At 65.8% G+C, this 20,670-nt stretch carries 16 protein-coding genes and 1 riboswitch; of the genes, 4 read left to right on the forward strand and 12 right to left on the reverse strand.

Translation table 11 applies throughout. The annotated features are described in order from the left end of the window. Positions 1 to 17: 17 nt before the first annotated feature. Positions 18 to 605 (reverse strand): biliverdin-producing heme oxygenase, encoded by a 588-nt coding sequence (locus EGM71_RS16935; RefSeq protein WP_049400694.1) that lies wholly within the window; start codon positions 603 to 605, stop codon positions 18 to 20. 106 nt (positions 606 to 711) lie between these two features. Between EGM71_RS16935 and EGM71_RS16940 the strand changes: the two genes are divergently transcribed. Then, complete coding sequence (locus EGM71_RS16940) at positions 712 to 969, forward strand: DUF2789 domain-containing protein (RefSeq protein ID WP_188485852.1); 258 nt, start codon at positions 712 to 714, stop codon at positions 967 to 969. A gap of 78 nt (positions 970 to 1,047) precedes the next feature. On the opposite strand, the gene EGM71_RS16945 is transcribed toward EGM71_RS16940, so the two are convergent. From EGM71_RS16945 to EGM71_RS16965, 5 genes are all read right to left on the reverse strand, one after another. Next, positions 1,048 to 3,966 (reverse strand): TonB-dependent receptor, encoded by a 2,919-nt coding sequence (locus EGM71_RS16945; protein ID WP_188485854.1) that lies wholly within the window; start codon positions 3,964 to 3,966, stop codon positions 1,048 to 1,050. 189 nt (positions 3,967 to 4,155) lie between these two features. Next, positions 4,156 to 5,088 carry a FecR family protein gene (locus EGM71_RS16950; RefSeq protein ID WP_188485856.1) on the reverse strand — a complete coding sequence of 311 codons (933 nt, stop codon included), beginning with the start codon at positions 5,086 to 5,088 and terminating at the stop codon, positions 4,156 to 4,158. Between the two features lie 104 nt (positions 5,089 to 5,192). After that, positions 5,193 to 5,693 (reverse strand): RNA polymerase sigma factor, encoded by a 501-nt coding sequence (locus EGM71_RS16955; protein ID WP_188485858.1) that lies wholly within the window; start codon positions 5,691 to 5,693, stop codon positions 5,193 to 5,195. A gap of 83 nt (positions 5,694 to 5,776) precedes the next feature. After that, the gene (locus EGM71_RS16960; RefSeq protein ID WP_188485860.1) at positions 5,777 to 6,250 is read right to left on the reverse strand and encodes a hypothetical protein; all 474 of its coding nucleotides are present in this window, start codon (positions 6,248 to 6,250) and stop codon (positions 5,777 to 5,779) included. Next, positions 6,250 to 6,741 carry a hypothetical protein gene (locus tag EGM71_RS16965; protein ID WP_188485862.1) on the reverse strand — a complete coding sequence of 164 codons (492 nt, stop codon included), beginning with the start codon at positions 6,739 to 6,741 and terminating at the stop codon, positions 6,250 to 6,252. Before EGM71_RS16965 ends, EGM71_RS16960 begins: the two co-directional genes overlap by 1 nt. Positions 6,742 to 6,926: 185 nt before the next feature. Here EGM71_RS16965 and ppa point away from each other — a divergent pair, with 185 nt between their 5' ends. Both ppa and EGM71_RS16975 read left to right on the forward strand, forming a co-directional pair. Further along, positions 6,927 to 7,463 (forward strand): inorganic diphosphatase, encoded by a 537-nt coding sequence (ppa, locus tag EGM71_RS16970; RefSeq protein ID WP_005410935.1) that lies wholly within the window; start codon positions 6,927 to 6,929, stop codon positions 7,461 to 7,463. A 152-nt stretch (positions 7,464 to 7,615) separates the two neighbouring features. Beyond that, positions 7,616 to 8,737, forward strand: coding sequence for an HDOD domain-containing protein (locus EGM71_RS16975; RefSeq protein WP_188485864.1), 1,122 nt, complete (start codon positions 7,616 to 7,618; stop codon positions 8,735 to 8,737). Between the two features lie 59 nt (positions 8,738 to 8,796). On the opposite strand, the gene EGM71_RS16980 is transcribed toward EGM71_RS16975, so the two are convergent. The 6 genes from EGM71_RS16980 to thiC all read right to left on the reverse strand — a co-directional run bounded on the left by EGM71_RS16980 (position 8,797) and on the right by thiC (position 18,280). Next, positions 8,797 to 9,006, reverse strand: coding sequence for a hypothetical protein (locus tag EGM71_RS16980; protein WP_188485866.1), 210 nt, complete (start codon positions 9,004 to 9,006; stop codon positions 8,797 to 8,799). Between the two features lie 170 nt (positions 9,007 to 9,176). Continuing rightward, on the reverse strand, positions 9,177 to 12,023 hold the full coding sequence (locus tag EGM71_RS16985; RefSeq protein WP_188485868.1) for a TonB-dependent receptor: 2,847 nt from the start codon (positions 12,021 to 12,023) through the stop codon (positions 9,177 to 9,179). Between the two features lie 49 nt (positions 12,024 to 12,072). Next, complete coding sequence (locus EGM71_RS16990) at positions 12,073 to 12,972, reverse strand: helix-turn-helix transcriptional regulator (RefSeq protein ID WP_049446610.1); 900 nt, start codon at positions 12,970 to 12,972, stop codon at positions 12,073 to 12,075. A 115-nt stretch (positions 12,973 to 13,087) separates the two neighbouring features. Then, positions 13,088 to 15,412, reverse strand: a complete 2,325-nt coding sequence (locus EGM71_RS16995) for a winged helix-turn-helix domain-containing protein (RefSeq protein ID WP_188485870.1) — start codon at positions 15,410 to 15,412, stop codon at positions 13,088 to 13,090. Positions 15,413 to 15,671: 259 nt separating this feature from the next. Continuing rightward, complete coding sequence (locus tag EGM71_RS17000) at positions 15,672 to 16,343, reverse strand: ion channel (protein WP_014038397.1); 672 nt, start codon at positions 16,341 to 16,343, stop codon at positions 15,672 to 15,674. Between the two features lie 92 nt (positions 16,344 to 16,435). After that, positions 16,436 to 18,280, reverse strand: coding sequence for a phosphomethylpyrimidine synthase ThiC (gene thiC, locus EGM71_RS17005; protein WP_188485872.1), 1,845 nt, complete (start codon positions 18,278 to 18,280; stop codon positions 16,436 to 16,438). 82 nt (positions 18,281 to 18,362) lie between these two features. Further along, positions 18,363 to 18,464: riboswitch (TPP riboswitch) on the reverse strand. Between the two features lie 246 nt (positions 18,465 to 18,710). Between thiC and EGM71_RS17010 the strand changes: the two genes are divergently transcribed. Further along, positions 18,711 to 20,288, forward strand: coding sequence for a BCCT family transporter (locus tag EGM71_RS17010; protein WP_188485874.1), 1,578 nt, complete (start codon positions 18,711 to 18,713; stop codon positions 20,286 to 20,288). Positions 20,289 to 20,670: the final 382 nt, after the last annotated feature.

Here is a 20,670-nt window from a genome sequence, read left to right on the forward strand (position 1 = left end):
TAGGCGGGAGGCGTGCATCAGGCGAATTCCACTTCAACGTGGCCGTGCACGCTGCGGAACGCAGCATCGGCCGCATCGATCACCTGCTGCTCCTGCTCGGCGCTCAGCGGCACCGCGTCCAGCGCAGCAGTGAATTCACGCCAGTGGCGCGCCGCGCCATCCGGGTGTGCGGCCAGGTGACGGGCACCAAAATCGCGGTCCAGGCCGAGCTTGGCGGCCATCTTGTACAGAATGGTGCCGCCGAGATTGGATCCCTCGGCCACATACAGCCACCCCAATGCGGCGGGCAGTTCCAGATCGGACGGCAACGCCGCGATGTCGGCCCCCGGCAGGGTCTGCTCCAGGTCCTGCAGGTCGCGCGCCACCTGGGTCAGGCGGCGGCGTTCGCCCAGGTCGGGCAGCAGTGCATCCAGCGCAGGGTTGGCATACAGCGCATCGATACTGCGGTGGAAGCGGTACTGCACGCGCAGGAAACGGGCGAAGTTGCTGCGGTCGGCGAAGATGTCGCCGGCCATGATGCGCTTGTCCAGCGCGCCATGGCTGTCGCGGGTGGCGGCCTTGAGCCGCAGGCTGCGGCTGTCTTCAGGGGCGATGTGTGCGTTCATGGGGGATGCCAAGGGGGTCGTCCTGCTGTAGACGTTCGCCATGGGGCTTTCCCCAAGGCCATGTGCCCCGATAATGGGGCATCCCTTCTTCCCGCAGGAACCGACGATGATCACCACCGAACCGCGCATGACCAACCTGTTCCTGCAGCTGGGCCTGGACGCCAGCGCCGAGGGCATCGCCCGCTTCATCCGCGAACACCAGTTGGCCACCGATGTGGAAGTGGCCGAAGCGCCGTACTGGAACGATGCCCAGCGCCAGTTCCTGTCCGAATCACTGCAGGCCGATGCGGCATGGACCACGGTGGTGGATGAGCTGAACGAGTCGCTGCACGAAGATGCGGTGAAGGCGGCGACCGGGCTGTAAGCGGGTTACGCACGCTCGCTGGGGTCAGAGCCCTTTCCGCAGGAAAGGGATCCGACCCCACCGCTCATCCGCGACCGATCAGTACTTCCAGGTCAGCGCCAGCCTCGCGGTGCGGCCAGGCGCCGGCATCACGCCCAGGGCCAGCGGGTCCAGGTAGTAACGGTCGGTCAGGTTGTCCACGCCGGCTTCCACCGACAGCTGTTCGTTGAAGCTCCAGCTGGCGAACAGATCCACCAGCGTGTTCGGCCGGTACAGCTGCTGGATCGCCGACAGTCCCACGTTCCAGTCCTTGTCCAGCTTGCTGATCGGGCCGGCGTTGTGGACCACGCGGGTGCCGAAGGTCAGGCGTTCGTCGAACAGGCGCGAGCCCAGGGTCAGGTTGACCATGTAGCGCGGCGGGTTCTGGGTATTGGTGTACGAGCCCTCGAAGCCGCCATCCACGCAGTTGGGCGTGTTGGCCAGCTCGCCGTTCTTGCGCTGTGCCCCATAGGCGCGGCGCTCGGCGGCGATGTCCGGCGCGCAGGTCTTGGCCTTGAAGTAATAGTGCGCGGACAGATCGGCAAACACCTTTCCGCTGTCATAGCTGGACTGGAACTCCATGCCCGAGACCTTGAACTGATCGACGTTGCGGATCAGGCCGGCCGACAGCGTGCGGTAGTCGCGGGTGATCAGGTCGTCGATGCGGGTATCGAAGTACGCCAGCTTCAACGCCAGGCGATCGCCGGCAGTGAACAGGTCATAGCGGATGGTGCTGGCGCCGATTTCCCAGCTGCGCGCGCGCTCGGGCTTCAGCTCACCGACCGGCTTGGCAGCGGTGAACAGGCCCAGCGTGGTCTCGAACAGGCTCGGCAGCTTGGTGCCTTCGGCGTACTTCACGTAGACCATGGTGTCTTCGCTGAAGCGGTAAGCCACGCTGGCAGTCGGCGAGAACGCGCTGTCGCGACGGCGGATCGGCTGCGACCAGCTCCAACTGACCGGCACTTCCAGGTCCTGCGGTTTGCCGGCATCGTAGAAGTTCCAGCCGGCGATGTCGCCCACCGTACCCTTCTTGTACGGCGAGGCCAGCAGCGAGGCCTGGGTGAAGTTGCCGTTGGCATCCGGATACCAGTTCAGCAGCGCGATGCGCTTGGCGCGCCACGAGGGCAGTGCCGGGTTGCCGTTGAGCAGCTCGGTGTAGCGGTACTGGCCCTGCACCTCGTAGGCATCGGGAGTGGCCAGCCGGTTGCGGTCATGCACGTCCACACGGTTCCAGCGGCCACCGGCCAGCAGCTCCCAGTGCTCGTCGGGCTGCCACTTCAGCGAGGCCACGGCACTGTATTCCTTGCGCTCGGCGTTGCGCAGGAAGCGGTTGTTGACCAGGTCGTCGTGCATGATCGGGCCCGAGCTGCCCGGGGCGATGTCTTCGTCACTGTAGGACAGGCCGTAGTCGAGCGTGAACGCACCGGCACGGGTGTCGAACCTGGAGGTATTGCTGGCATCCAGGCCGAAGCGCTTCTGCCGCAGCGGATTGCGGTAGGCATCCTTGTAACCGGGATCGCCACTGAAGCTGGGCGCGTCATACCACTCGGTGCGGCGGTCGAAGTACCACGGCGTGATGCCGGTCAGGCTGTTGTACATCACGCTGTCAGTGTCGGTGTACACAGCGTTGACGCGCAGATCGACCAGTTCACTGTCCGGATTGAAGCGGTAACGCAGGCTGTAGCTGTCCGTGTCGACATGACCCGGATCCCACTGCGGAATGCGGTCACGATCCACACGGATGATCTGCGAGGCCATGATCTCGCCGGCGGTACCTTCATAACGGCGGTACCCGGCCTCCAGCGTCTGCGCGTCGTCGATGCGCCAGGTGCCCTTGAGCAGCGCCGACTTCGAGCGCGAGGAGGTGTTGAACACCTCGGTGCGCGGCGGATTCAGCGGCGCCAGCGTGCGCCGGTCCTGCGGGAAGTCGTCGTAGCCATGGCGGCCGGAGAAGTAGTTGCCGTTGTCGCGGTAGGCGTAGGCAGCGACCAGATCGAAGCGGTCCCAGTGCCCTGCGGCGGCCACGTTGAAGAACTGGCTGCCGGTGGCGCTGCGATCGCTGCGCGGCGCCGCACTGTAGGACGGCAGGTTGTTGGCACTACCGTTGGCGAGACCACCGCGCACGCGCACGCCGAAGTCGCGGCCCTCGCGCAGCACGTCACCGATCTTCAACGTCTCCATCTCGACCACGCCGCCGATGCCACCGGACGCGTTGGCCTGCAGGCTCGGGCCCTTGGTGATGGTCAGGCTGGAGATCAGGTCGGGGTCGAGGTAGGTGCGCTGCGATTGCCCGGCATAGCCACGGTAGGTATCCATGCTGGACTGGCCACCGTCGATGATCACCGGCACGCGGCCCTGGCCCTGGATGCCGCGGATGTTGACGTCAAAGCCGTTGCCCACGCGTGGATCACCGGCGGTGACACCGGCCACGCCCTTGACGATGTCGCCGTTGGAGGTGCCGCGGAAACGCTCCAGGTGCGTGCGGTTGAGCGTGGTGGTCGAACCCACGCTGCGATAGCTGTCAAGCAGGCGCGCTTCATCACTGTTCGTACCGCTGTCGAGGCGGTCACCGGCCACACTCAGCGTGTCGGTGACGATCACACCGCTGTCGGCCTGCACCGGCGTTGCCGCCTCCAGCGTGACTGCGTCGGCGCTGACCCGGCGCACCGCCAGGCCACTGCCCTGCAGCAACTGCTGCAACGCCTCGTTGGCCGACAGGCTGCCGCTGACCGCGCGGGAGGTGACGCCACGTGCCAGCGATGCGGGGTACACCACCTGCACGCCGGACTGGCGCATGTAGCTGCGCAGCGCGTCATCCAGCGGTTGTGCAGGAATATCGAAGCGCTGTACGGCCGCGTGGTCGCTGCTGGCGCTCTGCGCCAGTACGGATGGCGTCGTGCTGGCCAGGCCGGCGGCGAGCAACGCGATGCACAGGCGGGACGGGCGCAGTACGCGGCCCGAGCGGTGGGAGTCGAACATGGAGGAACCTGTCAGGTAATCGGTGCCGCGAACGCGGCGTCATCCGCAACGCGGGCGGACACGGCGACGTACGTGGCGGCGGCGGGTACGTTCGCCGGGTAAGACGGCTGGGCGCGCGACAACCCCAAGAGCGATTTGCGGTCGCGGTGGGTGCCGACCGTTGGTCGACACACTGAAACAGGCGTGGATCTACTGCACGATGGCGACGCCGAAGGGAAGGCGAGTAACCTGAAGACCTGCCGTTGCCGCCAGCGCGTCCAATGCCTGCTCCGGGCGGTCGATGCGCAACGCCGCACTGACCGCTGGCAACCGTGACAGATCGCCGCGCACGAAGGTCGGCCCCGCGCGATAGCGCCCCACCCACTGCACCGCATCGGCCACGCGGGCCTGCTCCAGCAGCAGCTCGCCCTGGCGCCAGGCGCCGACGCTGTCGGCGGTCACGTCAGCCAGTCGGGTGACTCCGCTGTGTTCAGCGTAGGCCGCACGCTGCCCCTGTTGCAGGTAGGTCCAGCCACCATCGGCCGGGCTGGCCACGCGTACCCTGCCCTGCCCGACCTGCGTTTCTACCCTGTCGTCGCCACGTGCGACGGTAAAGGCCGTCGAGATGTCTTCGACCAGGCCATTGCCGGCGCGCACGCTGAAACGCCGCTGTGCATCCGGGCTGACTTCGAACCAGGCGCGCCCGCGCAGCAGCTCCACCTCGCGGGCGTTGGCAGTGAAGTGCACGGCAATCGCACTGTCCGCATCCAGCACCGCGCGACTGCCATCAGGCAGCAGCACGTTCTGCACCTGGTGCGTGCTGCGATGATCGGACTGCAGGCGCAACCACGCCTCCGGCCATGCCACCAGCATCGCCAGCGTTGCCGCCGCAGCCATCGCCCAACGCAGTCGGCGCGGGCGTCGGCGAGCCACGTGCGTGGCCGGCTCGCGCGGCCCAACGCTGCGCCACAGCGCGCGCTCGTGTTCGAAGGCCCGGCGGTGCCCGGGCTGTTGCAGCCAGAATTCGAACGCCTGCATGCGCGCATCGCTGATGTCGCCCGAGGCCAGCCACGCGATCCAGCCCCGGGCCTGTTCGGCCAGGGCATCGTCATTGGCGGCGGGCAGCATGTTCGGCGGGCTCATCGGCTGGCGGACAGGCGCATTCAAGCGCGGGCGGGGGAACTAGACCGCATCCACGGTCCAGTGATCAAGACGTTTGCGCGAAGGCCAGCCCCAAGGCGGCGCGGTCATCGACCGCTGCGCGCCCAGGCCAGCCGTTGCAGCGCGGTGCGTACGTGATTCTCCACCGTGGTCACCGATACGCCGAGGCGACGCGCGATTTCGGCCTGGGTCAGGCCCTGCAGACGGTTGAGCCGGAAGATGGTGCGGGTCGGCTCCGGCAGATGGCCGGCTCCATCGAGCACCCGCTGCAGTTCGTCCTGCGCCATGGCCTGCTCCTCGGTGGAGATCACCTCGTCCGGGCCCCATAGATAGTGGTCGGCCAGCAGCCGGTTACGCCGGGTCGATTCGCGGCCGTGGTCGGTGGCGAGGTTGGCGGCCAGCCGATACAGATAGGCGCGCGGATTGTCGATCGCCTGGCTGTCATCGACCCCACGGGCCTTGAACCAGACCGCCTGGATCACGTCTTCGGCGCCGTTGTCGCCCCCCAGTATCCGTTGCACACGGCGCAGCAGCGCTGGCCGCTCGCGGATCAGCAGTTCGGTGAGGGAGGCAGCATTGGAGGACATGCGCAGAGCCGGGACGACAGACGGGGGCGCCGCGCATGCTACTCCGTTAATGAGAATCAGTCACGTTTGCATTATCGATTTAGTCACATGCAGGCGGTGAGCCCCTCGTAAACGTGGGTATCGGTTCCGGGCAGGGTGGCATGCAGGGCGTCATACCCGGCGCTCTCCCACGCTGCCAGCAGCTCGTCCAAGCGCGTCCCCGCCGCCAGTGGCAGCACGCAGGCATAGCTTCCCTGGTCGACATCGATCCGCCCGGTCTGCTGGACCCAGGTGTAGCTTCCAGCGAACGTCCAGACACAACTGGCCACAACACCGGTGGCCCGTTGCACCGAACAGCGCAGGCGCATCGCCCGCAGGTTGTAATACTGCCCTTCGCAGAAGGTATCCCCACAGATATCGTCAAAGCCGCGTACCAACAGGCGTTCAGCCGCCAGGAAGCGCTCGCGCCCGGTTGCCGGACTGGGGTAGTCACGGGCATCGACAAATTGAGGGGTCGCCTGGGCGTTGGCTGCCATCAGCAGCGCGCAGACCAGCCATCGTGCCGGGAAGAAGCGCATCACCCCACCCTCCCCGGCCTGCGGATGCAATCAGGCAACGCGTCGAACAGACTACGGTCGAGGCCTGGCAAGGGCGCCGTCAGACCTTCCGGCGCCTCCAACGCTGCATAGAAAGATTCGACAGGTACCCCTGGCCCCAGCTCCACCGGACAGACCCAGCGACCATTGTCGACCTGCACCACACCCGTATCGGCCTGCACCTCCAGCTCGCTGGCGGCCACCACCCAGCTGCATCGCTGCACGCTGCCGCGATGTGCCAGCACCAGGCAACGGAACTCCAGGATCTGGTAGTTGCTGTACTCACCTTCGCACCAGGTATCGGCACAGAGCCGGTCGAACTCCCTGGCCAGGGCGGCCTCCAGCCCGTAGGCACGCTCCCAGTTGGCCTCGGGCCGGGGGTAATCGATCAGGTCCACGTGCAGACCGCGGGCGGAGGCAGGCAGGGACGCCAGCAACAGCACGGCCCCCATGCATTGGACATACCAGGACATCGGCAGTACTCCTTGGGAATGGGCGTCCAGCCTGCGCCGGCACACCCCACGGCCCCATCGGTCAAGGCCGGTGTGCCCCGTCAGGCCTTGCCGCGCCGGCAGGTCGGCCCCCTCCCGCTGCACAGCGCCCGGCAAAGGCATAAAATGGTGAGCTATCCGTCTACATCCCCCACCTGGAGCACACCATGGGTCTGGAACTCGTCTCGCCCGGCAAGAACCCGCCGGAAGAAATCAACGTCATCATCGAGATCCCGAAGGACTCGGAGCCGGTGAAGTACGAAGTGGACAAGGAAACCGGCGCGATCTTCGTCGACCGCATCCTGTCCACCCCGATGCGCTACCCGTGCAACTACGGCTACGTGCCGAGCACCCTGTGTGGCGACGGCGATCCGGCCGACGTGCTGGTGGTCCTGCCGCTGCCGCTGGTGCCGGGTTCGGTCGTGCGCTGCCGTCCGGTCGGCGTGCTGAAGATGAGCGATGAGGCAGGCAGCGACGAGAAGATCCTGGCCGTGCCGGTCTCGAAGATCTTCAGCGGCTATGCCCATGTCGAAGACATCGCCCAGGTCTCGAGCCACTGGCTGGAGCGCATCGGCCACTTCTTCGAGCACTACAAGGACCTGGAGAAGGGCAAGTGGGTCAAGCTTGACGGTTGGGGCGGCGCCGCTGAGGCCAAGCAGATCCTGATCGAGGCGCACCAGCGCCATCTCGACAGCAAGGCCTGAGCCTGAACCGGATCGCTCCGGCGGCACCCTGCCGGAGCGATGCGGGTCACGTTTCATGATGACGGCACATCACTCTTGCTGCCGTATTAGGTAAATTGCGTCACTTCACACGTCATCGACATCCATCGTCGAGACAGCCAGGGGAATGTGTCGTGCGTATTCTGCTTGTTGGGGATGAAGCCAGCCTGCCGGCTGAGCTGACCGAATTCATTGCCGATCTTGGGGAAGACTGGCAACCGCTGACCGCCGCCGATGGCCAGACCGCGATGACCGCGGTGGCTACGCAGGGTGTGGACGCGGTGATCGTCTGCCCGCAGTTGCCCGATCTCAATGCCACCACGCTGCTGGGCCAGATCCGGACGCTGCGCCCGGAGACCATCCGCATCGCGCTGATCGATGCACAGCATGGCAACCGCCCGCCGCCGGCGCGCCTGATCGGTGTCGCCCACCGCTTCCTGCCGCTGCCGCTGGCACCGGAAGTGCTGCTGGAGGCGCTGACCAGCCTGGAAGAACTGCGCGAAGTGCTGGACAGCCCGCGCCTGCGCGATGCCATCGGCCGTATCGAGAAACTGCCCTCGCCGCCGCACCTGTACCTGAGCCTGACCCAGGCCCTGGAACACGACGACGATGCCGACAGCGCCGATGTGGCCAAGCTGGTGGCCGCCGATCCGGCCATCGCGGCCAAGGTGCTGCAGCTGTCGAACTCGGCCTTCTTCAGCCAGGGCCGCACCATTGCCGACCTGCGCACCGCAGTCACCCGGCTGGGCCTGGCCACGTTGCGTGACCTGGTGCTGGCCAGCGAAGTGTTCTCCGCGCCGACGCTGTCGGCCGCCGAACGCAATTCGCTGCAGCAGCGCGCACTGCTGGCCTCGCGGCTGGCCGCACGCCTGCTGCCCGAATCCAGTGCCGAACTGGGTGCGACTGCCGCGCTGCTGGCCGACATCGGCCTGCTGCTGCCGGGCGTGCGCAACGAGCGCAGCGAGCCGGCGCTGGCCGGTGACACCCGACCCGGCCATGCCGAGGCCGGCGCCTACCTGCTGGGGCTGTGGGGCCTGCCGATGCCGATCATCGAAGCGGTGGCATTCCACCTGCAGCCACAGCGCGCCAACACCCGCAGCTTCTGGGTGACCGGCGCGGTGCACGTGGCCCTGGCGCTGGTCAATGGCGATCCAGTGGACGAGGACTACCTGCAGCGCGCAGGTGTGCTGAACAAGCTGCCGCAATGGCGCGAACATGCCAATTCACTGATGGGACTGGTGCCCAGCGACGCCTGAGCGCGTTGCGTGATGTCCGGATGACAAAGGGCGCACCCACTCGGTGCGCCCTTTCTACGTCAGCGGGTACCGCAGGCGTCCTGCACGCAACGACGGTACTGCGACTCACAGATGACCGGTGACTTGCCACTGGCCAGGCACTGCTGGCGGAACTCTTCGCAGTAGAGCCCACCGCCGCAGACCCCGAGGCCCTGCGCGAACACCGCGCCCACCAACGTCGCATAGATCAGTACAGCGGCTGATGCCTGGCGCAGCAACGTGTTCGTCATATCCCTCTCCACATGCAAGCGTCCGGTATTGGACCTCCTGACTGTGTTGATTGCGACACGACAGGACCGTGACTGCGCTCACCTTCCAACAGTTTCCGGAATAACCCTACAAAAAAAGAGGGCGGACCTTGCGGTCCGCCCTCCTTCTATTGCTACCGCACTTCGATGGATCAGAAGCGCTGGGTGTACTTCATGTACAGGAAGCGACCCACGTCGAAGCCGCCGTAGTAGGCGAACGCCGAGTTCGGAGCCGAGTACTGCAGCGGACCCTTGTGGTCGAACACGTTGTTCGCGCCCAGGGCGATCGTCGCATCCCACGGTGCCTTCCAGCTGACCTGCAGGTCGTGGAAGGTGTTGGAACCGGTGTGACGCAGCGGATCGGTCTCACCGTTGGCCATGTGGTTCGGAGCATCGCACCAGCCATCAGCCAGCGAGATGCAGCTTTCCTTCATGCCCGAGTAGTAGCGCGCGGTGTAGTTCACACCGAAATCGCCGTACTGCCAGTTGACGCCCAGGTTCGAACGCACGCGGAACAGGCCCGGCTCGCCAACGCGGCCGATCATGATGTTGTCGCCGGCGCTGTTCTGGCCCTGCTCGTCGTACTTGGCGGTGTAGCTGGTCTGCCAGTCGATGCTGAACTGACCGATGGCCAGTTCCGGCAGGCGGTACTTGACGCCCAGGTCGTAACCTTCGGTCTTCATCTTGCCGAGGTTGGCGGTGCCGTAGGTGATCGCACTGACGTGGCCGTCGGCGGCGCGGGTCACGCTCGAGCAACGCTCGGAGTTGCCCAGCACGTAGCAGTCACGCAGGATGCGGTCGACGCTGTCAGCGATGATCATGTCGCTGATTTCGTACTTGTACCAATCCAGCGACAGGTCCAGGCCCTGCACCCAACGCGGGCTCCACACCAGGCCGAAGGTGGTGCTCTTGGAGGTTTCCGGCTTCAGGTTCGGGTTGGCACCCGAGACGAACTGGTCACCCGACTGGCACGGCAGGGTCGAGCACGGCAGGTTGCCCTGGCCCAGCTGCACGTAGTTGGCCGGAGCGCCAGCGGCGGTGCACGCGGCATTGCCGGCAACGCTGCCCGGAGCCTTCACGCCGCACGGATCGATGTACGACTCGAAGCTCGAGCTCAGGCCACCGTACAGGTCGCTGATGGTCGGAGCACGGAAGCCCTGGGCGTAGGTGCCGCGGACCAGCAGTTCATCCAGCGGACGCCAGGTCAGGCCGAACTTGCTGTTGGTGGTGCCACCGAAGTTGCTGTAGTCCGAATAACGGCTGGCAACGTTCAGGGTCAGTTCCTTGGCAAAGGCCATGTCGGCCAGCAGCGGCACGTTCAGTTCGAGGTAGACCTCGTTCAGATCGTACTGGCCGCGGGTCGGCTTCTGGCCCAGGCCGGTGGACTGGCCCGACTGCGCGAAGGCGTCCGGCACGTAGCTGCCTTCTTCCTTGCGGTGCTCGACACCCAGGGCGAAGCCCAGGTCGCCGGCCGGCAGGGTCACGATGGCACCCGACAGGTTGGCGGTGAAGCTGGTGGTCTTGGTGACACCACGGGTGGTGAAGGTCGGGAACAGGAAGTCCTGCAGCTCCTGGTTCGCCAGCGAACCCTGGCTGTCAACGCCGTACGGCAGCAGCGGGTTCCACGGGCGGCAGTCGCCCAGGATCGGCTTGGCCGAGGTACCGCAGCGTGCAACGCCGCCGGCATCGATGAACGACGGGCCCAGGGCCTGGCCTGCAGCGATCAGGCTCATGTCACCGCGGTTGGTCTTGATCGACTCGTTGCGGTTCCACAGCGCGCCGACATCCCAGTCGAAGGTCTTGCCGCCGAGCTCGAAGAAGCCGGTCAGGGTCGGAGCGAAGCGCAGGGTCTTCAGCTGGCTGTCAGTGGTACGCGGCACTTCCCACAGGCGACGGCGGAAGTTGACGTCCTGGCCGACCGGGTTGAAGGCGCTCGAGCCCTCCAGCGGGGTGCCGAACGAACCGGACTGGAACGGATAGCCGGCGATCTGCTGGAACGTCTGGCGCTCGTTGTAGAGCACGTCGGTGTTCAGGCTGATCGAGTCGGTGAAGTCGTAGGTGCCGTTGATGTAGACCGACTTGCGCTTCACACCGGTGAGCAGGGTCATCTGCTCGTTGGAGTTGGCGAACTCGTCCGCCGTAATGACGTGGTAGTCATTCGGGTTCTTCGGGTTGCCGCCGGCGTTCAGGGTCTTCCAGACCGCCTTCTTGGAGTCGCTGCAATCGACCTGGGTCGGGTTGCACCAGCTGCCGTTCTGGCTGATAGGGCTCCAGGTGGCCGAGGTCGAGTTCGGACCCAGCGAGCCGTCACGGCTGTACCAGCGGTCCTTGGCCCACACCGGATCCTGCTTCGAGTACTCGGCCGACAGGGTCAGGCTGCCACGCTCGCCGCGGGCACCGAGGGTCATCGAATAGGTTTCGGTGTCGCCGTCGCCCTTGCCGTACTGGCCGACGTAGACATTGGCTTCGCCGCCGTCGAAGTTCTTGCGGGTGATCACGTTGACCACGCCGGCGATGGCGTCGGAACCGTAGATCGAGGACGCGCCGTCCTTCAGGATCTCGATGCGCTCAACGGCCGACATCGGGATCTGGCTGAGATCCTGGTAACCGGCGGTGGTTGCGCCCAGGCGCTTGCCGTTCATCAGCACCAGGGTGCGCTGTGCGCCCAGGTTGCGGATGTCGACGTAGTAGCCGCCCACGTTCTCGCCCGAAGCCAGCGACTCCGAACGCGAGATGGCCGGGGAACCGGCCGAGGTCAGGTTGTTCAGCACGTCGGCGACGCTCGAGAAGCCCTGCTTTTCCAGGGATTCACGGGTCATCGTCAGGATCGGCTGCTGGGTCTCCACCGAGGCGCCGCGGATGCGCGAGCCGGTGACCGAAATGCGGTCCAGGTCGGTGGTGCCCTTTGCTTCCTGAGCCGAAGCAAAGGCCGGCGCCAGCGCCAGCGCAATGCCGGCCGGCAGCAAGCCGAACCGCACTGCGGGATTACGAACGTTCATCTATCTCTCCAAGGTACGTGTTAGCAGCGTGTTAAAACACCCCAGCACGTTACGATTGCGTTGCAGCGCTGTATTTGCGCGAACCAACCGGAGACTTTGCGGATTGTGGCGGGAGCAAGCCGCCGTTCTCCCTGAAGCGCGATGCGGACTGGCCGTAGCGGGCGCGGAACGCACGCGCGAAGCTGCAGCAGTTGTCGAAGCCGCTGGCGGCGGCGACCTCGCCCACCATCATGTCGGTGTCGCGCAGCAGGTCAGCGGCGCGCTCAAGGCGCAGTCGTGCAGAAAGCGACTGCGGGCTTTCCTCGTACAGGCTCTGGAAGGTCTTGGAGAGATACCAGCTGGAGAAGTTGGTCAGCTCGGCCAGTTCGCCGATGCGCACCACCCGGTGGCTGTTGCCTTCCAGATACAGGCGCGCGCGCTGCATGCGGCCGAATACCTGGCGCTTGCGGCTGCGCGAGCGGCCCGGGCAACGCTGCACGTTGTCGGCCAGGCCACGCTGCAAGCCTGCGAGGTGCAGCAGCAGCGGGCGCAGGGCCTGTGCCGGCTGGCCGCTGGCCAGCGCATCGCGCCACAGCCGCAGCGCCACGCGGGCATCACTGCGGTTCATGCGACCACGACCGGCATACAGGCCGCAGTCGGCCATCTCGGTCAGCACGCGAAGCGCTTCGACGTTCAGGTTCAGACCAACGCACAACCCGTTGCGACCGGCCTGCACCAACGGCCGCGATTCCTTCTCGAAGGCGATCCACTCGCCCTGGCGCAGGCGGAAGCGTCCTTCCTTGGCCTCGACCCACGAGCTGCCACGCACCTGCATCCAGACGGTGAAGCTGGAGCCGGCGGTCTGCAGGCTGCCCAGCCGGGCCACGCCCAGGCAGGTCGGCGCGACGTCGTCGAGCGAGCGGTCCAGGGAGACGGTTTGGCCGCGATCGGCCAGCGAGAGTTGACGCATGGGGGCACCACGGATTTGCCTAGTACAGGACTCCGTTTTGCCAAATCAGGCGGCACCGCGTCAGGAAAGTCAGGCGAGATCGCCACGAATTCGCGGCGAGATCCCGACGAAGAAATTACGAAGGACCATTTCCCTTGAACAACAACAACTTGGAGAACGCCGGGAACAGCGCGGGCGGCCGTTCGGGCAACCGCATCACGCCGATGTCGGCGCCATCACTGACCGCCATCGCCACGAACAGGTCATGTCCGTCGGTGCTGGCACTCAGCCCGTTGCCGGCACTGAGCCGTTCTGCGTCCAGGCAGCGTTCCGGCTCCTCGCGGCCGGGCAGGATACGCACGAAGGTGGTGCCACACGTGGTCGAGGTGCCGAGGTAGCCGATGCCGCTGTTGCCGGCTACGGTCCAGGCCCGGTATCGCCAACGGCTGGGCCGGTCATCGCTGATCTGCTGCACGCTGGCCGACGACAACGCGGCATCCGCCGACCATAGGCCACCGGCCGCCAGGCGGGTGAACAACACACGGCCACTGCTGCGGTCAAAGCGCGCCTGCGACACCCCATCGATGCTGGCCAAACGGCGCCAGGGCTGGGCGCTGCGGTCGAACAGGCTCAACCGGGTGCGCTGGTCGGCATCGCGCTCGACCACAAACAGCTGCTCCGGCGACGCGCCATACAGCGCCTGCAGCGGCTGTTCGGCCGGGACCGGCAAGGGTTGCAGGCGTTCATCGCGTGGCGCGATCTCGTAGACCACCGTGCGCCCATGCGCATCGCGGCCAACCACGAGCAACTGGCGGCTGTCGGCCGACCAGTCCGGTGCCTGCCGCGCTTCCGGCCGCAGCCCTTCGATGGGGCGCAGCGAATCCGGCCGCTGCATGTCGGCCCACCACAGGGCGAAGCTGCCGGAGCGATCCGAGGTGAAGACCAGCTGGCGGCCATCAGGCGCCGCCATCGGCTGTCCATCGCGGCCGCTGGAGGCAAACAATCGCTCGGGCGTGCCACTGCCCTGCATCGGCACCTTGAATACGCCGAACTGCGCGCGCCGGTGGACGAAGGCCAGCATGCCACCGCGTCGCGACACGGCGGGCCACTGCGCATCATCCAGGCCGGCATCGCGCAGCGTGTGCCGCTCGACGTCCAGGTAATAGAGCCGCGCCTCGCTGTCGACACGACGGCCGAACACGATGGTGCGTCCATCGTCCAGCCAGGCCCAGCCGCGCAGCTCTGCCGCTTCGTTGGTCAATTGCTCGGGCGTACCGCCCGTGGCCGGTACCCGCCACAGATCACCCAGCTGCGGATTACGCACGAACACCAGCCATTGCCCATCGGGCGAATAACGCGGTGCGTAGTCGAAGTCATCCTGGTCGACGCTGTAGGCCAGCGCGCGCCACTCGCCACTGGCCAGGTCCAGTACGCGGATGCCACGGTGGGCGTAGTGCCCGACCATGCTGCCGAACACCAGCCCACGCCCATCGGGCGTCCAGTCGAAGCTGAGCAGCTCCGTGCCATCGCAGCGTGTGGCCTGGCGCAGTGCGCCACCGGTGGCGCTGGCGATCAGCACCTGGCAGCCACCGTCGGCGGAGAACCGTGCGAAGGCAATCTCGCGACCATCCGGCGACCAGTTCGGGAATCGATCGACCGCGCCGGCCGGCGGCACCAGCAACTGGCGCGCCGGCGCGTTGCCGGAGGTCTGCACCTTGATCGCGCCACCGCCGTTGCCATCTTCGTTGGCGCCTTCATAGGCGACCAGCGAACCATCCGGTGACAGCGTGGGATAGGTTTCAAAGCCGCTGGTCGCGGTGATCAACCGATAGGGACGCTGTGGGCTGCCGATCACCCGCGTGCCGTTCTCCACGGCAGCCTCCACCGGCGAACTGCTGGCCGGTGCACGGCGCAGCAGCAGCGTGGTCATCACCAGCAGCGTGGCCAGCATCAATACACCCAGCGCCAGCAGCACGCGACGGCGGACATGGCGCCAGCGGCGGCGCGATTCCTGCGCGCGCGGGGGTAGCACCGCGGCGTCGGCGGGTGCCGGCTGCGCATCCACGCCTTCGTCGTCAGGTGCTACTGCGGCCGATGGCACCACATCGTCCAGCACCTGCACCGGCACGCACAGCCGGTAGCCGGTCTTGGCGATGGTTTCGATATAGGCCTGGCCGTTGTCGTCGTCGTTGCTGAACGCCTTGCGCAGCTGGGTGACAGCCTGGGTAAGCACATCATTGGTCGGCAGCGTGTCCGGCCACACCTCGGCGAACAACTCGTCGCGTGTGACAACGCGGCCCGGCTGCCGCAGCAGCACGCGCAGCACGCCCAGCGCCTTCGGTGTCAGCCGGCGCGCGCGACGCGCGCCGACGACCTCGACTTCGCGCGAGGACAGAGTGACGGTGCACTCTCCTATCCGTATCCGATCGGATACGGGTGGCTGTATTTCGCTGCTGTTCATTTTCTGCTACACAGTAGAGACAGGTCCCGGGCAGTGTTTGCCTTCGTTACGGTCCCGTCCTGGGAACAGCGAAAAGCCAGACTCCGCACAAAGCATCGGCGCATACCGCAAAAACAATCGAGCGCGCGAATACTAGCCTATGCAAGTTACCTCGCCTATCGCGTGGTCGACATCAGGCTCTCTCTCGCCGACGCATTCACATAATTCGCGACACCATTCGCGCCCTCTTGGGCGCGAAATTTTTATCTGGCGTTCATTTTCACATGCGCCGCAACATGGTCAATCCGACCAGCCGCGAAACCACCAAAGCCACGTACATCACGCCGGAAAACTGCTCCAGCATGACCAGTGCGCGTGCCTGTGGATGCAGGGGTACGACGTCACTCAAGCCAACTCCAGACAGCAAGCTGAAGCTGAGATAAAGCAACTCCATCCAACTGCGCTGTGCACCCCCGCCGGTGCCCTGGAAGCTGCCCGGATACCACTGCTGGCATACCGCGAACGCGAACGCGAATGCCCACGCCAGCAGGGTGAAGGTTGCGCCTGCGGCGAACAGTTCGTCGCGGGTGACCTTGTGGTCCTGGAGCATGTAGGCAATCAGGGCGCCGGCCGTATAGAAGTACAGCAGGCTCTCCAGCAGCTGCGCGGTGGTCAGCAGTGCGGTGCGGTCGAGCAATGCGCCTGCCAACGAGAACACCACCGAGGGAATGGCCAGCAACAGCGCCAGCCAGGTGCCCAGCGGGCTGCGCTGGACCACCCACAGCGCCAGGCCGAGTACCGCCATGCCGAACATGCCCAGTGCGGCGCGGCCCGCAGCGGTGTCATCCAGCGCGGGATACAGCAGCACCGCCAGCAGCTGCGCGCCCAGCAACCAGGCCGAGGGGTGACGGCGGGCAATAGCCAGCCAACGCGTGGTCATGGCAACGGGCATGGTGTCCTTTCCCCTGGATGATGGGCGGAGGATAGCCGGGAGCGGCGTGATGAGCGGTAGTGCCGGCCGCTGGCCGGCACCCCGTTTCCGCATCACCCCTGGTGGTACACCTCAGCGCCGGCGGCGCGGAACTCCGCCGACTTCTCCTTCATGCCGGCCTCGGCGTAGTCACGCACATCCTGGGTGATCTTCATCGAACAGAAGTGCGGGCCGCACATCGAGCAGAAGTGCGCCAGCTTGTGCGCATCCTTCGGCAGCGTCTCGTCGTGGAATTCCTTGGCCTTCTCCGGATCCAGCCCAAGGTGGAACTGGTCTTCCCAGCGGAACTCGAAACGCGCCTTGCTCAGCGCGTTGTCGCGCACCTGCGCACCCGGATGGCCCTTGGCCAGGTCGGCCGCATGCGCGGCGATGCGGTAGGCCATGATGCCGTCGCGCACGTCCTGGCGATTGGGCAGGCCGAGGTGCTCCTTCGGCGTCACGTAGCAGAGCATCGCCGTGCCGAACCAACCGATCATCGCCGCACCGATCGCGCTGGTGATGTGGTCGTAGCCCGGTGCGATGTCGGTGGTCAGCGGCCCCAGCGTATAGAACGGCGCTTCGCCGCATTCGCGCAGCTGCTTGTCCATGTTCTCCTTGATCAGCTGCATCGGCACGTGGCCGGGGCCTTCGATCATGGTCTGCACATCATGCTTCCAGGCGATCTTCGTCAGCTCGCCCAGCGTCTCCAGCTCACCGAACTGCGCCGCGTCGTTGGCATCGGCGATGCAGCCCGGGCGCAGGCCGTCACCCAGCGAGAAGGTCACGTCGTAGGCCTTCATGATCTCGCAGATCTCTTCGAAGTGCGTATAGAGGAAGTTCTCCTTGTGGTGCGCCAGGCACCACTTGGCCATGATCGATCCACCGCGGCTGACGATGCCGGTGACCCGCTTGGCGGTGAGCGGCACATAGCGCAGCAGCACGCCGGCATGGATGGTGAAGTAGTCCACGCCCTGTTCGGCCTGCTCGATCAGCGTGTCGCGGAAGATCTCCCAGGTGAGTGCTTCGGCACGGCCATCGACCTTCTCCAGCGCCTGGTAGATCGGCACGGTACCGATCGCCACCGGCGAATTGCGGATGATCCACTCGCGGGTTTCGTGGATGTGCTTGCCGGTGGACAGGTCCATCACCGTGTCACCACCCCAGCGGATCGCCCACACCAGCTTTTCTACTTCCTCGGCAATGCCCGAGGAAACGGCGCTGTTGCCGATGTTGGCATTGATCTTGGTCAGGAAGTTACGGCCGATGATCATCGGCTCGCTTTCCGGATGGTTGATGTTGTTGGGCAGCACCGCGCGGCCGCGCGCGATTTCATCGCGCACGAACTCCGGCGTGATGATCTTCTGGATCGAGGCGCCGAACGCCTCGCCCGGGTGCTGCTGCAGCAGGCCCGCATCGCGGATCGCTTCCAGCCGCTGGTTCTCGCGGATGGCGACGAATTCCATTTCCGGCGTGATGATGCCGCGGCGCGCATAGTGCATCTGGGTGACGTTCGCGCCTGCACGTCCACGGCGCGGCAGGCTGCGCGCGGGGAAGCGCACGGCATCGAGCTTCGGGTCATGCTCGCGATCGCGGCCGAACGACGAACTCAGGCCTTCGAGCTGCTCGGTATCGCCACGTTCCTCCACCCAACCGCGACGCAGTGCCGGCAGCCCTGCGGACAGATCGATACGCACGCCCGGATCGGTGTAGGGGCCCGACGTGTCGTAGACCGTGACCGGTGCATTCTCTTCGCCGCCAAACAGCGTCGGCGTGCGGGTCAACGCGATCTCGCGCATCGGCACCTGCAGATCCGGACGCGAACCGGGCACGTGGATCTTGCGCGAGCCGGGAATGGGCCGGGTCACGGATTCGGAGAGTTGCTGGGCCTGTTGCTGCAGGGCGGAGAGCTGTGCGTTCATCGGGCATCGTCCAGGAAGGTCAGGGACGAAGCGGCGGCGCACTGCGCCCGCGCACGAACGGTCCTTGGGCGGAGTCCGGGCACGGCTGCATTGCAAAGCTTCCCTACGCCGGTATGAGCCGGATCAGGTTCCAAGGGACTGTCTCAACCGTGGCCATAGGGCCGCGGTACCCCCGCTTCTTGGTGTGCATTAGAGCATAGAAAGCACTGCAGCTCGTGGTGGTTCCATCCACGCACGGCGTGGATCCACTGTTTCTGTGTTAACAGAACCATGACGTCGCGTTCAGTAACGTGCACGCGCATCGTGTCGCTGCGATCGATGCTTTCCCCGCCGCTCCTGCGGCCCCTGCCCGGACCGTGCTGCATGCCGCCGGCCCCTCGCTGCAAGCTCTGCTCGCTCCCCTCAATCCCTTGATCGGAGAAGCTCCTTCATGGTGTTTCGCGTTTCCATCGCACTGGTCCTGCTGCTGGTGCTGCTTGCCGGCATCGCCCCCGGCCCCTTCAACGCCGTGGTGCAGAGCATCCTCGGTGAACTCATCCGCGGCATCGGCTGGCTGTACCTGCTGGTCGTGTTCCTGGCCCTGGTATTCCTGATGTACCTGGCGTTCGGCCGCTTCGGCAACTTACGCATCGGCGGTGAAGACGCCGAACCGGAGTTCTCGCGCGCCAGCTGGATGTCGATGCTGTTCGCCGCCGGCATGGGCATCGGCCTGGTGTTCTGGGGCGCCGCCGAACCCATCTCGCACTTCAGCAAGCCGCCGGAAGGTCTCGCATCGGAGAGCATGGACGCTGCGCGCGCATCGATGCGCTACGCGTTCTTCCACTGGGGCCTGCACCCGTGGGCCATCTATGCGTTGATCGGCCTGGCAATGGCCTGGTTCCAGTTCAACCGCAACGGCCGTGGGCTGGTCAGTGACATGCTGCAGCCGATCATCGGGCGCCACCACCGCGGCTGGATCGGCCGCGTGGTCAACATCGCTGCCGTCGTCGCCACTGCGATTGGTGTTGCTACCACGCTGGGCTTCGGCACCATCCAGATCGCCGCCGGCCTGGAGCGCGTATTCGGCCTGCACGCGGGCGCTCCGCTGCAACTGGTGATCATCGCGGTGGCGTTCGTGCTGTACATGGCATCCACGCTCAGCGGCGTCGACCGTGGCGTCAAATGGCTGTCCAACTTCAACCTGGCATTGGCGGCTGTACTGTTGCTGCTGGTACTGGTGCTCGGCCCGACCGGCGCGATCTTCAACACGTTCACCACCACGCTGGGTTCCTACCTCAACCAGCTGGTGACGATGAGCCTGCGCATGTCACCGTTCTCATCCAGCACCTGGGTGGCCGACTGGACGATCTTCTACTGGGCCTGGTGGATTTCCTGGGCGCCGTTCGTGGGTTCATTCATCGCGCGTATCTCGCGCGGGCGCAGTGTGCGCGAGTTCGTGATCGGCGTGGTGCTGGCACCGACGCTGCTGGGCTTCTTCTGGTTCTCGGTGTTTGGCGGTACCGCGATCTGGATGCAGATCTTCGGCCAGGCCGATCTGGTGCAGGCACTGGGCAATGGCTATGAGACGGTGCTGTTCACGATGTTCGACAGCATGCCGCTGCCGTTGCTGCTGTCGTGCATCGCGCTGGTACTGCTGATGATCTTCTTCGTGACGTCGGCCGATTCGGCGGTACTGGTGCTCGCCAGCATGTCCACCGATGAAGCGGGTGACCCACCGCCCAAACGCAAGCTGGCCTGGGGCGTGGGCGTGGCGCTGATTGCCGGTGCATTGCTGCTGGCCGGCGGACTGGATGCCCTGCAGGGCATGATCACGATTGCGGCGTTGCCGTTTGCGCTGTTGATGGTGCTGGTGATGGTGTCGCTGTATCGGGTGCTGGACCAGGAGTACACGCGCGAGCGACGGCAGGCGCAGCGCCAGCGGCACATGATCGATGCGTGGATTGCACGCGAGATGGCGGCGCAGGAGGAGACCCAGGCGGAGGCAGCACGCGCGCACGATCAGGATTGAGGGGGTTTTGCAGCCTGCGGCTGCACCGCTTCTTTCAGGCAAGTGCAAGTGCAAGTGCAGGAGCCAAAGCGGCTCTGGGTTTCTGCTGGTTGGACGGGGCGGTGTGGGCTGGCAGGACACGCCGTAAACCCCCAGACCGGCCCAGCCGCTGGCGGCTGTGCGTTCGGGCGCTTGCGAAGCAGTGCTTCGCAATCAAAGCGCCCTCACCCATGGGGGCTCGATGGCGCCATCCATGGCGCCAACGGTCCTGCCAACCCACACCACCCCACCCCCGACAGTTTCCGTGTGACGGTGGGTTTCCCACGCCATGCGTGGATGAGGTGTATCGGAAAACAAGAAGGGGGGGGTCGGATCCGTTTTCCTCTGGAAAACGGATCCGACC

Source organism: Stenotrophomonas maltophilia, assembly GCF_006970445.1.
Classification (GTDB): domain Bacteria; phylum Pseudomonadota; class Gammaproteobacteria; order Xanthomonadales; family Xanthomonadaceae; genus Stenotrophomonas; species Stenotrophomonas maltophilia_AU.